We start from the raw sequence: 13,141 nt of genomic DNA, 5'->3' as shown, positions 1-13,141 counted from the left end.
CTACCGCCGGGTGGCGGCTACGTCCGGTCCCCGAAGATCGTGCGGTGCCAGTCCTTCTCGGCCACCTCGGTGTTGTCGAACATTACGTGCTTGATCTGTGTGTATTCCTCGAACGAATACGAGGACATGTCCTTGCCGAAGCCGGATGCCTTGTATCCGCCGTGCGGCATCTCGCTGATGATCGGAATGTGGTCGTTGACCCACACGCAGCCCGCCTTGATCTCGCGGGTCGCGCGGTTCGCCCGGTAGACGTCACGGGTCCAGGCGGAGGCGGCGAGGCCGTACGGGGTGTCGTTGGCCAGCCGGATGCCCTCGTCGTCGCTGTCGTACGGCAGCACGACCAGAACCGGTCCGAAGACTTCTGACTGTACGACCTCGCTGTCCTGAGCAGCGTCCGCGATCAGGGTGGGACGGTAGTACGCACCGCTCTTGAGGTCGCCCTGGGGCGCCTCACCGCCCGTGACCACGCGCGCGTAGCCACGCGCCCGGTCGACGAAACCGGCCACGCGGTCACGCTGGACGTGCGAGATCAGGGGACCGAGGTCGGTGCCCGTCGCGAACGGGTCGCCGAGACGGACGGTTTCCATGAGGGCCGCCGTCTTCTCGACGAACGCCTCGTAGAGGGGCCGCTGCACATACGCGCGCGTGGCGGCCGTGCAGTCCTGGCCGGTGTTGATGAGCGCGCCCGCGACCGCGCCGTTGACCGCCGCCTCCAGATCGGCGTCGTCGAAGACCACGAAGGGCGCCTTGCCGCCCAGTTCCAGGTGGAGCCGCTTGACGGTGGCGGTGGCGATCTCGGCGACACGCTTTCCGACGGCGGTGGAGCCGGTGAAGGAGGTCATGACCACATCGGGGTGCCCGACGAGGTGCTCGCCGGCCTCCCTGCCGGTGCCGGTGACGATGTTGATCACCCCGTCCGGGATACCGGCGTCCGTCGCGGCCCGGGCGAACATCAGCGAGGTCAGCGGGGTGAGCTCGGCGGGCTTGAGCACGATGGTGTTGCCCGCTGCGATCGCCGGGAGGATCTTCCAGGCGGCCATCTGGAGGGGGTAGTTCCAGGGCGCGATGGAGCCGACGACACCGATGGGCTCGCGGCGGACGTACGAGGTGTGGTCGCCGGAGTACTCGCCCGCCGACTGCCCCTGCAGATGCCGGGCGGCACCGGCGAAGAAGGCGGTGTTGTCGATGGTGCCGGGAACATCGAACTCGCGGGTCAGCTTCAGCGGCTTGCCGCACTGGAGTGACTCGGCGCGGGCGAAGTCCTCGGCACGCTCGGCGAGCACGGCCGCGAAGCGGTGCAGGGCGTCCGAGCGTTCGCCGGGGGTGGCGGCGGCCCAGCCCGGGAAGGCCTCGCGGGCGGCGGCGACGGCGGAGTCCACGTCGTCGGTGCCGGCCAGCTCATAGCTGAGGACGGCCTCGCCGGTGGCCGGGTCGACGACCGTGTGTGTGCGACCGGAGGTGCCCTTGGTCAGGCGGCCCGCGATGTACTGCGCGCCGTCCGCGAATCGTTCCTGGGCCGGAAATCGGTCCGGGTTCTGCATGTCGCTCTCCTCCGCCGTCGTCCCGCGTTCCCGGAGACGGATGGCGTAGCTCCAGCTCGATTTGAGTGCCGATCCTGACAGAGGAGAGGGCATCCAACAAGTGATTCCGTTGTTGCCTTTTGGTTACGCGACGGAATCTGTCGACCAGGTGTCGAGTCGGCGTCGAAAAGGGGGGACGGAGTGTCAGTGGTGGCTGCCAGACTCGCATGCATGGAAAGGATCACGGGGAAGATCGATTCACGGGATGCCCTGGTCAGGGAGGTCCGCGCGGGGGCGAGGATCAAATACCTGTACTTCTGGGGACACCGGCCGCGGCCGGACGGCAGTGTCGGCGCGAGCTGTCTGAGTCAGTGGTGGCCGTCGCCGTTCGCGGTCGGCTCGGTCACCTATGCGACGGCCGAGCACTGGATGATGGCGGCCAAGGCGCGGCTTTTCGAGGACGCGGAGGCGGAGCGGCGGGTGCTGGCCGCGGAGCATCCCGCCGAGGCGAAGAAGGCCGGGCGGCTTGTGCGGGGCTTCGACGAGGCGATATGGGAGCGCGAGCGGTTCGGGATCGTCGCCGAGGGCAATGTACGGAAGTTCGCCTCCGATCCCGCGCTGCGGGCGTTTCTGCTCGGCACGGGTGAGCGGGTGCTGGTGGAGGCGAGCCCCGTGGACCGGGTATGGGGCATCGGTCTGGCCGCGGACGACGAGAGGGCGACAGACCCGGAGCGGTGGCGGGGGCCGAATCTGCTGGGGTTCGCGCTGATGGAGGCGCGGACGACACTGCGGGAGGGGGCTGTCTGACGGGGCCGGTCTGCGGGTGCCCCCGCCGTGGCCCGCACCGTGTCAGGTCGCTATCAAGAACGCGATCATCACCAGGCCGAGGACGATACCCGCCGCTCCGCAGATGATTCCGGCGAGCGCCTGACCCGGGTTGGTCGCCTCACCGCGGTGGGCCTTGCCGCGGCCGATCATGCCGAAGACCACGGCCATGATGCCCAGCAGGATCGCGATCGGCCACAGGCAGAAGACGACGGCCGAGATGATGCCGATCACGAGACCGGCCGTGCCCAGCCCGTTGCTCGGCACGGGCGTCATACCGGGCCAGCCGTAGTACGCCCCGGCGCCCTGGGACTGCGGACCGTGGGCTCCGCCGCCGTAGGAGGGCTGGGAGGGGTAGCCGTAGCCGCCCGGATAGCCGTAGGGCACCTGGCCGGGGCCGTCCGGGGAGATCGGCGGCGGGGGCACCGGCTCACCCTGGGCGTAGGACGGGCCGACGGGGGGCGCGAAGGGACCGGCCGGGCCGCCCACGGGCGCGGAGGGGGCGGGCGGGACGAACGGGTTGCCGGCGGAGCCGTTCGCCGGTGCGGAAGGAGCGGGCGGGGCGAAGGGATTGCCGGCCGAGCCGTTCGCCGGTGCCGAGGGGGCGAGAGGGGTGAACGGGGATGCCCACGGCCGGGGAGCCGGCGAGCCGTCCACGCCGGGGAGCGAGGTGACCGTCTGCTGGTCGTGCACGGAGGGGGTGTGCGGAGTCGGTGAAGCCGTGTCGGCGATGGTCGCCCCTGGTCCCACGGAGCCGTCGTTCACCGGCGGCGCCCAGGGCTGCGGCACCGGCGCGGCCCCGCCGCCGGCCTGGTCCGGCTTGCTCAGCGGCACCCTGGGCGGCGTCTGCGCGTCGTCGGACATGCGCGGGATCCCCTCTGTTGAACGTCCCGTCATGCTAGGGCCTGTCCGGCGGGCCATGTCGCAGAGGAGCGGCGGCTCCTGATCGGCCGAGGTGAGGGCCGAGCACGGCCCGCGAAGCCTCGGCCTACGATGATCCCCGAGTCATCGATCAGCCGATCACCCGCGTCCCGCCGCATTCCGGGCCCGGACGCCGTTCCCGGGGAGGAACCTTGACCGACCACCTCGTCGACGCTCGCGTACCGCGCGACCTGCACGCCTTCATCGCGTCGCTGCCCAAGGCCGAACTGCATGTGCACCACGTCGGCTCCGCCTCCCCCCGGATCGTCTCCGAGCTGGCCGCACGCCACCCCGACTCCAAGGTGCCCAGCGATCCCGAGGCCCTGGCCGACTACTTCACCTTCACCGACTTCGCCCACTTCATCGACGTGTACCTGTCCGTCGTGGACCTGATCCGCACGCCGGAGGACGTACGGCTGCTGACCTACGAGGTGGCCCGGGACATGGCCCGGCAGCAGGTGCGCTACGCCGAGCTGACCATCACCCCGTTCTCCTCGACCCGGCGCGGCATCGACGAGCGTGCCTTCATGGACGCGATCGAGGACGCCCGCAAGGCGGCCGAGGCCGAGTTCGGGACCGTACTGCGCTGGTGCTTCGACATCCCGGGCGAGGCCGGTCTGGAGTCGGCCGAGGAGACCACGCGGCTGGCCACCGACGACCGGCTGCGTCCGGAGGGGCTGGTCTCCTTCGGTCTCGGCGGGCCGGAGGTCGGCGTACCCCGGCCGCAGTTCAGGCCGTACTTCGACCGGGCGATCGCCGCCGGCCTGCGGTCGGTGCCGCACGCGGGCGAGACCACCGGGCCGCAGACCGTGTGGGACGCGCTGGTCGACCTGCGCGCCGAGCGCATCGGTCACGGCACGAGTTCCGCGCAGGACCCCGAGCTGCTCGCGCACCTCGCCGAGCACCGCATCGCGCTGGAGGTCTGCCCGACCTCCAATATCGCCACGCGCGCGGTCCCCACGCTCGACGAGCACCCGATCAACGAGTTCGTGCGGGCCGGGGTCCTGGTGACCATCAACTCCGACGACCCGCCGATGTTCGGCACCGACCTCAACAACGAGTACGCGGTGGCCGCCCGGCTCCTCGACCTCGACGAGCGGGGCCTGGCGGACCTGGCCAAGAACGCGGTCGAGGCGTCCTTCCTCGACGAGGACGGCAAGGCCCGCATCAGGAACGAGATCGACACGTACACCGCGGCCTGGCTCGCCCCGTGATGGCCACGACGAGGCACCCCGAGACGATGCACGCCGAGACGACGGACCGCGAGACGATGGACCGCCGGACGATGGACCGCGAGAAGAACCTGACGGCCGTGGCCCACCGCGGCGACCCCTACCGTTTCCGCGAGAACACGCTCGACTCGCTGCGGTCCGCGCTCCGGCAGGGCGCGGACGCGGTCGAGATCGACGTACGGCTCACCCGTGACGGCGTGCCCGTGCTGCTGCACGACGAGACGCTGAAGCGGCTGTGGGAGCTGGACCGGCCGCTGCGCTCGCTGTCGGCGGACGAGGTGCGCGGGCTGACGGACGGCGGCGTGCCGACCCTGGCGCAGGCACTGACCGCGACCCACGGGGGCCGGGTGCTGCTCGACCTCCCGGGGACGCCGGACGCGCGGGCGGTGCGCCGGGTGGTGGACACGGTGCGCGAGTGCGGGGCCGAGGACCGTGTGTACTACTGCGCGGGCGCCCCGGCCATGCTCGCCGTACGCGCCGCCGCCCCGGCCGCCGAGATAGCGCTGACCTGGACGACGCTGGCGCCGCCGCGGCCCGCGCTGCTGGACGCGGTGCGTCCGCGCTGGCTCAACTACCGCTTCGGCCTGGTGGACCCGGGGCTCGCCGCCCGGGTCCACCGCGACGGCTATCTGCTCTCCGTCTGGACCCCCGACACCCGCCGCTCCATGCGCCGACTCCTCGACGCCGGCGTCGACTCGATCACCACGAACCGCATCGGCACCCTGTGCGCGCTGCGCGACCGCGCCTAGCAGCAGCGCAAGGGACCGCTGGGGCGCCGGCATCCGGAGGCTTCCGGGACAACGGTTTGTGCGCCCCCTCTTGATCCTTCACGTGGCCGTGGCCGTGGCCGGTACCGGGTCCGGGGTCATCCTCGCCAACCGCTTGATCTTCTTCCGTACGACGTACAGCGGGATCACCCCGAACACCCCGAACGACATGTCGATCACGCTCCACCAGAAGGGGATCTCGCGGATCGGCCCGCAGATCAGCGCGAGCGGGATGATCCCGGCGCAGGCGATCATCCCGAACTCGACGACCCAGATGTTGCGGACGGGGTCGCGGTAGGGGCCGTAGAAGGCGACGGCGATGACGAGGTGCGCGAAGGCCAGCCAGTCGGTGCCGTAGAGCACGAAGGGGTATGCGGCGTCGGTGGCGTCGAGGCCGCGCCGGACGTGCTCGATCCAGTCCATGAGGCCGGGCAGATGCTCCGGGACGGACAGGGCCCGGAGCAGGTCCTCGGTCCAGCGCAGTTCGTGCACCAGCGGGAAGGCCGTGGCGCCGCTGAGCACCAGGCAGACGACGAAGAGGGCCAGCCATGCGCGGATGCCCTTGAGAAGGGCGGCTCTGTCGCTCATGCCCCGAGCGTACGCCGTTAATTGAACACGTTCAAAACCGGGCCGCGCCCCAACGTGGCCCGGCGCGCCGGCCCTTCGGGCTCATGTCACTCCGGAGGGGCTGTCCTGCAGGGCACCGGCGACCTGCGACGTCACGGCTCCCGCACGGCGGACGGCTCGTCAAAGACCCTGGGCGGCTCGTCCGAGACCGTGGGCGGTGCCGTCGGGGTCTCGGCCGGAGTCGAGGTCCGGGATGGCGACGGACGGCGGGTCGGGCTCTCCGAGGTGGCGGGGCTCGGGGTTGCGGTCCGCTCCGTGGGCCGGGGGCGGACCGGCTCCGGGGAAGCCGGCGGGGCCGAGGGGGTGCTCGCGGGCGGCGGGGCCAGGGGAACCGCCGGGGACACGGGTGCGTCGGGTGCCGCCAGGCGCAGCGGCAGCATGATGCATGCCGCGACCGCGCAGGCCACGCCCGCTCCCGCCGCGGTGCGCAGCAGCCGGCGGCGCGACGCACGGCGGCGGATCGCCTCGTAGCGGCCGACGGGCGGTCCGAGGTAGTCGGAGGCGGGCCGCAGGATGACGGCGAGGGGGTCGTCGGGGTCGAAGTCCGGACCCTCGTCAGAGTGTGTGATCAAGACTTCTCCTCAGGTGGGCGCGGAGCAGTTCGCGGGCCGCGTGGAGGTCGGCCTTGACGGTTCCTTCCTTGCGCCCGGTCAGCACGGACACCTCTCTGACCGGCATGTCAGCGTAGTAGTGCAGCAGGATCGGGACGCGCAGCCGTTCCGGCAGGGCCTGCACGAGCAGACGTACCGACGGATCGGCCTGTTCGGGCGGCGGGCGTACGGCGGCCTCGGTGGTGGCGCGGCGCACGGCACTGCGTTCCCGTTCGAGCTTGCGCCAGTGGTCACGGACGAGGTTGGCCGCGGTGACGTACAGGAAGCCGCGCGGCTCCGCGACGGCCGTCCAGCGGGCCCAGAGCCGGGTGAACGCCTCCGAGGCGATCTCATGGGCCGTCTCGTCGTCGTCGACAAGACGGCGGCACCAGCCGGCGAGGCGCGGGTAGAGGGCGGCGAACAGTTCGGACGCGGCCTTCTCGCGGGACCGTTTCAACACTCTCCATGCTCGTGGGGGCTCGTGGGAGCTCGTGGGAGCTCGTGGGGGAAGACCCCGGGCCGGCGGCATGGGTTCCGCGGCCCGGGGTGAGGGTGGACGGCGGGTCAGGGGCCCGCGGAGGACAGCGCGGCGAAGACGATCACGTTGTCGGGGTAGCCGTCACCGGTACGGGGGCCGCCGCAGGTGATGAGCCGCAACTCCGGACGGTCCACGTCCCCGTAGACCTCGTCGGCCGGGAAGTCCGCCTTCGGAACCGTCCGTACGGCGGTCACGGCGAACTCCGGCGCCGCCCCCTCCGCCAGACGCGCCACGATCCGCTCGCCCCGCCGCAGCCGGGCGAGGTGACGGAAGACTCCGTCCCCGTAGGCGCCGACCGTGACATGACCGACGATCACCGACGGGCCGACCTGGCCCGGCGTCGGCGAGTGGCGGTACCAGCCCGCGCGGTCGTGCGCCGTGACCGGAGGCACCTCCATGCTGCCGTCGGGGGCCAGCCCCAGCCGGATGACGGGGGTGTCGACCCCAAGGACCGGTATCCGCAGCCCGACCGGGACCGAACGCCCCACGGCACGAGCCGCGTTCACGGGAGTGCGCGACCGCGTCGGCGTGCTGCGGGGGCCGGATCCCGTCTCCGGGTCCGCCCGGTGGCCGGCGCAGCTCACGAGCAGCGACGCCGTCGCCGCGGTGACGAATGCCCGCCTGGAGGGCGGGTTCACGCCCCGGTCGCCCGCCGGCGACGTACGAGAAACACGGCTCCACCGGCGGCGAACACCGCGGCGGCGGCCCCGCCGATCAGCCCCGTCTGCGCTCCGGAGCCGTCCTGCGCCGGTGCCACACCGGTGTCGGGCGCCTCCCTCGGTACGACCGACACCTGGCCCTCGGCGGGCGCCCGGGTCGGCTCGGCGCTCGGGGCGGTGGACTCGGCCGGGGCGGGTGAAGCGGTGACGCTCTCCCGGGGGCTGGGGACCGGGCTCGCCCCGTCGGCGAACGCGGGCACCGTGCCCGCCAGCACGGCGGCGCACGCAAGTGCCGTGGCGCTCAGAACAGTTCGGCGCATGAATCGCTCTCCTTCGTCGGCCGGCCCGCCCGCTGTCGGGGCGGGCCGGGTCACGGATCGAGGGGAGAGACGAGGGGGCGACGGGGCAGGTTGTAAAGAACAGGCAAAGTCAGGCGGGCGGGCAAGTCTGGCCCGGGAACAGCTTCTTGGCGGCGTGCGGGCCCTCGCGCCTACAGCCCCACGATCCCGTTCCACCGCTTGGTGAACTCCGCCCGTTCCTTCGGTGTGATGTCCCTCGCGACCGCGAGGTGTGCGCGCATCTCGTCGTCGGGGAAGATCAGCGGGTTCTCGGCCAGGGCCGCGGTGTCCTTGTCCTTGGACGCCGCGAGGACGTCCCGGGCGGCCGGGACCGGGCAGACGTAGTTCACCCAGGCGGCCAGCTCCGCTGCGGCCTCGGGCTCGAAGTAGTAGTCGATCAGGCTCTCGGCGTTCGCCTTGTGCGTGGCCCGGTTCGGGACCATCAGCGAGTCCGACCAGAGCTCGGCGCCCTCCTCGGGGACGACGAAGCGGATGTCGGGGTTGTCCGCCTGGAGCTGGATCACGTCGCCGGAGTACGCCTGGCAGGCCAGCACATCACCGCTGACCAGGTCCTTGGTGTAGTCGTTGCCGGTGAAGCGGCGGATCCGGCCGCCGTGCACGGACGACTCGACCTGGTCGCACACCGTGTGGAAGTCGTCGGCCGTCCACCGGGTGATGTCGACGCCGTTGCCCTGCATCAGCAGCGCGAACGCCTCGTCGAGGCCCGACAGCAGCGTCACCCGGCCCTTGAGGTCGCTCGCCCACAGGTCGGAGACCTGTCGGATCTCCCGGCCGAGCCTGCGGCGGTCGTAGGCGATACCGGTGATGCCGGACTGCCACGGCACGGTGAACCTGCGGCCGGGGTCGAAGGCGGGTGAACGCAGCAGCGGGTCGAGGTATTTCGTGACATGCGGCTGGCGGGCGCGGTCCATCTCCTGGACCCAGCCGAGGCGGACGAACCGCGCGCACATCCAGTCACTGATGACGACGAGGTCACGGCCGGTGCGCTGATGGTTCATCAGCGCGGGGCTGATCTTGCCGAAGAACTCGTCGTTGTCGTTGATCTCCTCGACATAGTCGACGGAGATCCCGGTGCGCTTGCCGAAGGCCTGCAGGGTGGGCCGCCGCGTCGAGTCGTCGTCGTCCGTATCGATGTACAGCGGCCAGTTCGCCCAGGTCAGCCGCTTGTCGGTGACGGAGACATCGGCGACGGCACGGTCGCCGGGAGCCACATACGCGGCGGGCACTCCACAGCCGGCGAGACCGGCCAGTGCCGCGCCCGAGCCGAGCACGCGCAGCAGGCTGCGGCGCGAGAGGGGGGACGTCCTGGGTGCGAGGGGCATGGGGGCAGCATGCCGGGGCGTGCCGCGTGCCCACAATCGACGCTGCGTCGAGCAGGCCCGCGCGGGGTCGACACCCTGTCGATCACCGTCTGGCAGGGGAAAGACGGCGGCCCCGGGACGGTCATCTCCCGTCCGGGGCCGCGGGCTTGAGGCCGACAGGCCTTCAGCCACTCAGCTGACTCGGTCACTCGGTCACTCAGTCGAGCGACGTCATCACGTGCTTGATGCGGGTGTAGTCGTCGAAGCCGTACGCCGACAGGTCCTTGCCGTAGCCGGACTTCTTGAAGCCGCCGTGCGGCATCTCGGCGACCAGCGGGATGTGGGTGTTGATCCACACACAGCCGAAGTCGAGGTTCTTGGACATCCGCATCGCGCGGCCGTGGTCCTTGGTCCACACCGAGGAGGCGAGGGCGTACTCGACGCCGTTGGCCCACTCCACCGCCTGCTCCTCGTCGGAGAAGGACTGGACGGTGATGACGGGGCCGAAGACCTCCTTCTGGATGATCTCGTCGTCCTGCTTGAGGCCGGAGACGACGGTCGGCGCGTAGAAGTAGCCCTTCTCGCCGACCTGGTGGCCACCCGTCTCGACCTTGGCGTGGGCGGGCAGGCGCTCGATGAAGCCGGAGACCTGCTTGAGCTGGCTGGGGTTGTTGAGCGGCCCGTACAGGACGTCCTCGTCGTCGGGCTGCCCGGTCTTCGTCTCGGCGGCGGCCTTGGCCAGCGCGGCGACGAACTCGTCGTGGATGGCCTCCTGGACGAGGACGCGGGTGGCGGCCGTACAGTCCTGGCCGGCGTTGAAGAAGCCCGCCACCGAGATGTCCTCGACGGCCTTGGCGATGTCGGTGTCGTCGAAGACGACGACCGGCGCCTTGCCGCCCAGCTCCAGATGGACGCGCTTGACGTCCTTGGACGCGGACTCGGCGACGGACATGCCCGCGCGGACCGAGCCGGTGATGGAGGCCATGGCCGGGGTCGGGTGCTCGACCATCATGCGGCCCGTGTCACGGTCGCCGGTGATGACGTTGAAGACGCCCTTGGGCAGGATCGAGCCGATGATCTCCGCGATCAGGACCGTGGAGGCGGGCGTGGTGTCCGAGGGCTTCAGCACCACGGTGTTGCCGGCCGCGATCGCCGGGGCGAACTTCCATACGGCCATCATCATCGGGTAGTTCCACGGCGCGACCTGCGCGCAGACGCCGACCGGCTCACGGCGGACGATGGAGGTCATCCCCTCCATGTACTCGCCGGCGCTGCGCCCCTCCAGCATCCGGGCCGCGCCCGCGAAGAAGCGGATCTGGTCGACCATCGGAGGAATCTCCTCGGAGCGGGTCAGCCCGGTCGGCTTGCCCGTGTTCTCCACCTCGGCCGCGATCAGTTCCTCGGCGCGCTCCTCGAACGCGTCCGCGATCTTCAGGAGGGCCTTCTGACGGTCGGCAGGGGTCGTGTCGCGCCAGCCGGGGAAGGCAGCGGCGGCGGCCGCCATGGCGGAGTCCACGTCCGCCTGCCCGGACAGCGGCGCGGTCGCGTACGCCTCCCCCGTCGCGGGGTTGACCACCTCGGTGGTCCGCCCGTCGGCGGCGTCCCGGAACTCACCGTTGATGTAGTTGCGCAGACGACGCAGCTCGGTGCTCACTGCCGGCCTCCTGTCAAGTTCGACGTGTCCAATCACTGAGACACCCACCCTAATCTGCAGACCCACGTTTTCAACACCCCTGCTCGCCGTAAGGCTGCGAAATCCGCAGGTCTCAGTCTCGTAAACAACGAATTTCATTGATGCAGCCTTGCGGAACTGTCGAGACGTCGTGCAGAGTGAGCGCGTGGCCAGTCGAAGCGCAGACCCCAGGGACTCCCGTGAGTCCAGGAGCGGCACTCCCCAGCTGGATGCCGTGTCCCTCGCCATCATCGAGCAGCTTCAGGAGGACGGGCGCCGGCCGTACGCCGCGATCGGCAAGGCCGTCGGCCTGTCCGAGGCGGCCGTGCGTCAACGCGTCCAGAAGCTGCTCGACCAGGGCGTGATGCAGATCGTCGCCGTCACGGACCCGCTCACCGTGGGCTTCCGCCGGCAGGCGATGGTCGGCATCCACGTCGAAGGCGACGTGGAGTCCGTGGCGGACGCGCTGACCGCCATGTCCGAATGCGAGTACGTGGTGATGACCGCAGGCTCCTTCGACCTGATGGTGGAGATCGTCTGCGAGGACGACGACCACCTCCTGGACGTCATCAACAAACGCATCCGGGCCATCCCCGGAGTGCGCTCCACCGAGAGCTTCGTCTACCTCAAGCTCAAGAAGCAGACCTATATGTGGGGAACCCGATAACCGTGAGCTCAAAGGACCTCAGCCGCACCGCGTACGACCACCTGTGGATGCACTTCACCCGCATGTCCTCGTACGAGAACTCCCCCGTCCCGACCATCGTCCGGGGCGAGGGCACCCACATCTACGACGACAAGGGCAGGCGCTACCTCGACGGTCTCGCCGGTCTGTTCGTGGTCCAGGCCGGTCACGGCCGCACGGAGCTCGCCGAGACCGCCTTCAAGCAGGCGCAGGAGCTGGCGTTCTTCCCGGTGTGGTCCTACGCCCACCCCAAGGCCGTCGAGCTGGCGGAGCGTCTCGCCGACGAGGCGCCCGGCGATCTGAACAAGGTCTTCTTCACCACCGGCGGCGGCGAGGCCGTCGAGACCGCCTGGAAGCTCGCCAAGCAGTACTTCAAGCTGACCGGCAAGCCCACCAAGTACAAGGTCATCTCCCGCGCGGTCGCCTACCACGGCACCCCGCAGGGCGCCCTGTCCATCACCGGACTGCCGGGCCTCAAGGCCCCGTTCGAGCCGCTGGTGCCGGGCGCGCACAAGGTCCCGAACACCAACATCTACCGCGCCCCGATCTTCGGCGACGACCCCGAGGCCTTCGGCCGCTGGGCCGCCGACCAGATCGAGCAGCAGATCCTCTTCGAGGGCCCCGACACCGTCGCCGCGGTCTTCCTGGAGCCGGTACAGAACGCAGGCGGCTGCTTCCCGCCGCCGCCCGGCTACTTCCAGCGGGTCCGCGAGATCTGCGACAAGTACGACGTCCTGCTGGTCTCGGACGAGGTCATCTGCGCCTTCGGCCGCCTCGGCACGACGTTCGCCTGCGACAAGTTCGGCTACGTCCCGGACATGATCACCTGCGCCAAGGGCATGACCTCGGGCTACTCCCCCATAGGCGCCTGCATCGTCTCCGACCGCCTCGCCGAGCCGTTCTACAAGGGCGACAACACCTTCCTGCACGGCTACACCTTCGGCGGCCACCCGGTGTCGGCCGCCGTGGGCCTCGCCAACCTCGACCTGTTCGAGCGCGAGAACCTCAACCAGCACGTGCTCGACAACGAGGGCGCCTTCCGCTCGACCCTGGAGAAGCTGCACGACCTGCCGATCGTCGGCGACGTCCGCGGCAACGGCTTCTTCTACGGCATCGAGCTGGTGAAGGACAAGGCGACGAAGGAGTCGTTCAACGACGAGGAGACCGAGCGCGTCCTGTACGGCTTCCTCTCCAAGGCCCTCTTCGACAACGGCCTGTACTGCCGTGCCGACGACCGCGGCGACCCGGTCGTCCAGCTCGCCCCGCCGCTGATCTCCGACCAGGGGACGTTCGACGAGATCGAGCAGATCCTGCGCGCGACCCTGACCGAGGCGTGGACGAAGCTGTGATCAGCTGACGCTGTGATCAGTTCCGGCCCCGGGCCGCCCATTCGAGTGAGAAAGGGCGGCCCGGGGCCGCGTGCTGTCCGGCGTCCCCGCGTGGAC

14 protein-coding genes are annotated in these 13,141 nt (G+C 70.5%); 5 read left to right on the top strand and 9 right to left on the bottom strand.

Going from position 1 to position 13,141, the window contains the following annotated elements; all coding sequences use genetic code 11:
• Positions 1 to 17: 17 nt before the first annotated feature.
• Positions 18 to 1,541, bottom strand: a complete 1,524-nt coding sequence (locus F7R91_RS30620; RefSeq protein WP_150954141.1) for a gamma-aminobutyraldehyde dehydrogenase — start codon at positions 1,539 to 1,541, stop codon at positions 18 to 20.
• Between the two features lie 210 nt (positions 1,542 to 1,751).
• Between F7R91_RS30620 and F7R91_RS30615 the strand changes: the two genes are divergently transcribed.
• The gene (locus F7R91_RS30615; RefSeq protein ID WP_150954138.1) at positions 1,752 to 2,327 is read left to right on the top strand and encodes an NADAR family protein; all 576 of its coding nucleotides are present in this window, start codon (positions 1,752 to 1,754) and stop codon (positions 2,325 to 2,327) included.
• Positions 2,328 to 2,369: 42 nt separating this feature from the next.
• Here the strand turns inward: F7R91_RS30615 and F7R91_RS43080 are convergent, their stop codons facing one another.
• Positions 2,370 to 3,209, bottom strand: coding sequence for a DUF4190 domain-containing protein (locus F7R91_RS43080; RefSeq protein WP_225320867.1), 840 nt, complete (start codon positions 3,207 to 3,209; stop codon positions 2,370 to 2,372).
• 155 nt (positions 3,210 to 3,364) lie between these two features.
• On the opposite strand from F7R91_RS43080, the gene F7R91_RS30605 reads away from it, so the two are divergent.
• Together F7R91_RS30605 and F7R91_RS30600 are read left to right on the top strand one after the other, a co-directional pair.
• A complete protein-coding gene (locus tag F7R91_RS30605) occupies positions 3,365 to 4,480 on the top strand; it encodes an adenosine deaminase (RefSeq protein WP_150954135.1) in 1,116 nt (371 codons plus the stop codon).
• 71 nt (positions 4,481 to 4,551) lie between these two features.
• Positions 4,552 to 5,247 (top strand): glycerophosphodiester phosphodiesterase, encoded by a 696-nt coding sequence (locus F7R91_RS30600; protein ID WP_150954315.1) that lies wholly within the window; start codon positions 4,552 to 4,554, stop codon positions 5,245 to 5,247.
• Between the two features lie 78 nt (positions 5,248 to 5,325).
• Here the strand turns inward: F7R91_RS30600 and F7R91_RS30595 are convergent, their stop codons facing one another.
• The 7 genes from F7R91_RS30595 to F7R91_RS30565 all read right to left on the bottom strand — a co-directional run bounded on the left by F7R91_RS30595 (position 5,326) and on the right by F7R91_RS30565 (position 10,993).
• Entirely contained in the window at positions 5,326 to 5,853 is a 528-nt protein-coding gene (locus tag F7R91_RS30595) for a hypothetical protein (RefSeq protein WP_150954132.1), read from the bottom strand.
• A 131-nt stretch (positions 5,854 to 5,984) separates the two neighbouring features.
• Positions 5,985 to 6,464 (bottom strand): hypothetical protein, encoded by a 480-nt coding sequence (locus F7R91_RS30590; RefSeq protein ID WP_150954129.1) that lies wholly within the window; start codon positions 6,462 to 6,464, stop codon positions 5,985 to 5,987.
• On the bottom strand, positions 6,448 to 6,939 hold the full coding sequence (locus tag F7R91_RS30585) for an RNA polymerase sigma factor (protein ID WP_150954126.1): 492 nt from the start codon (positions 6,937 to 6,939) through the stop codon (positions 6,448 to 6,450). Before F7R91_RS30585 ends, F7R91_RS30590 begins: the two co-directional genes overlap by 17 nt.
• 107 nt (positions 6,940 to 7,046) lie before the next feature.
• A complete protein-coding gene (locus tag F7R91_RS30580) occupies positions 7,047 to 7,658 on the bottom strand; it encodes a class F sortase (protein ID WP_150954123.1) in 612 nt (203 codons plus the stop codon).
• Positions 7,655 to 7,999, bottom strand: coding sequence for a Tat pathway signal sequence domain protein (locus F7R91_RS30575; protein ID WP_150954121.1), 345 nt, complete (start codon positions 7,997 to 7,999; stop codon positions 7,655 to 7,657). The genes F7R91_RS30580 and F7R91_RS30575 overlap by 4 nt, the downstream gene beginning before the upstream one ends.
• 170 nt (positions 8,000 to 8,169) lie before the next feature.
• Entirely contained in the window at positions 8,170 to 9,360 is a 1,191-nt protein-coding gene (locus F7R91_RS30570; RefSeq protein ID WP_150954118.1) for a polyamine ABC transporter substrate-binding protein, read from the bottom strand.
• A gap of 196 nt (positions 9,361 to 9,556) precedes the next feature.
• A complete protein-coding gene (locus tag F7R91_RS30565; RefSeq protein WP_150954115.1) occupies positions 9,557 to 10,993 on the bottom strand; it encodes a gamma-aminobutyraldehyde dehydrogenase in 1,437 nt (478 codons plus the stop codon).
• 169 nt (positions 10,994 to 11,162) lie between these two features.
• Here F7R91_RS30565 and F7R91_RS30560 point away from each other — a divergent pair, with 169 nt between their 5' ends.
• Positions 11,163 to 11,678 (top strand): Lrp/AsnC family transcriptional regulator, encoded by a 516-nt coding sequence (locus F7R91_RS30560; protein WP_150954112.1) that lies wholly within the window; start codon positions 11,163 to 11,165, stop codon positions 11,676 to 11,678.
• A gap of 2 nt (positions 11,679 to 11,680) precedes the next feature.
• Entirely contained in the window at positions 11,681 to 13,045 is a 1,365-nt protein-coding gene (locus tag F7R91_RS30555; protein ID WP_150954109.1) for an aspartate aminotransferase family protein, read from the top strand.
• The last annotated feature ends 96 nt before the right edge of the window (positions 13,046 to 13,141 follow it).

The organism is Streptomyces luteolifulvus (genome assembly GCF_008806595.1).
In the GTDB taxonomy this organism is placed as follows: domain Bacteria; phylum Actinomycetota; class Actinomycetes; order Streptomycetales; family Streptomycetaceae; genus Streptomyces; species Streptomyces luteolifulvus.
Note: the sequence above shows the minus strand (reverse complement) of the source record. Positions and strands in the feature narration are given on the sequence as shown.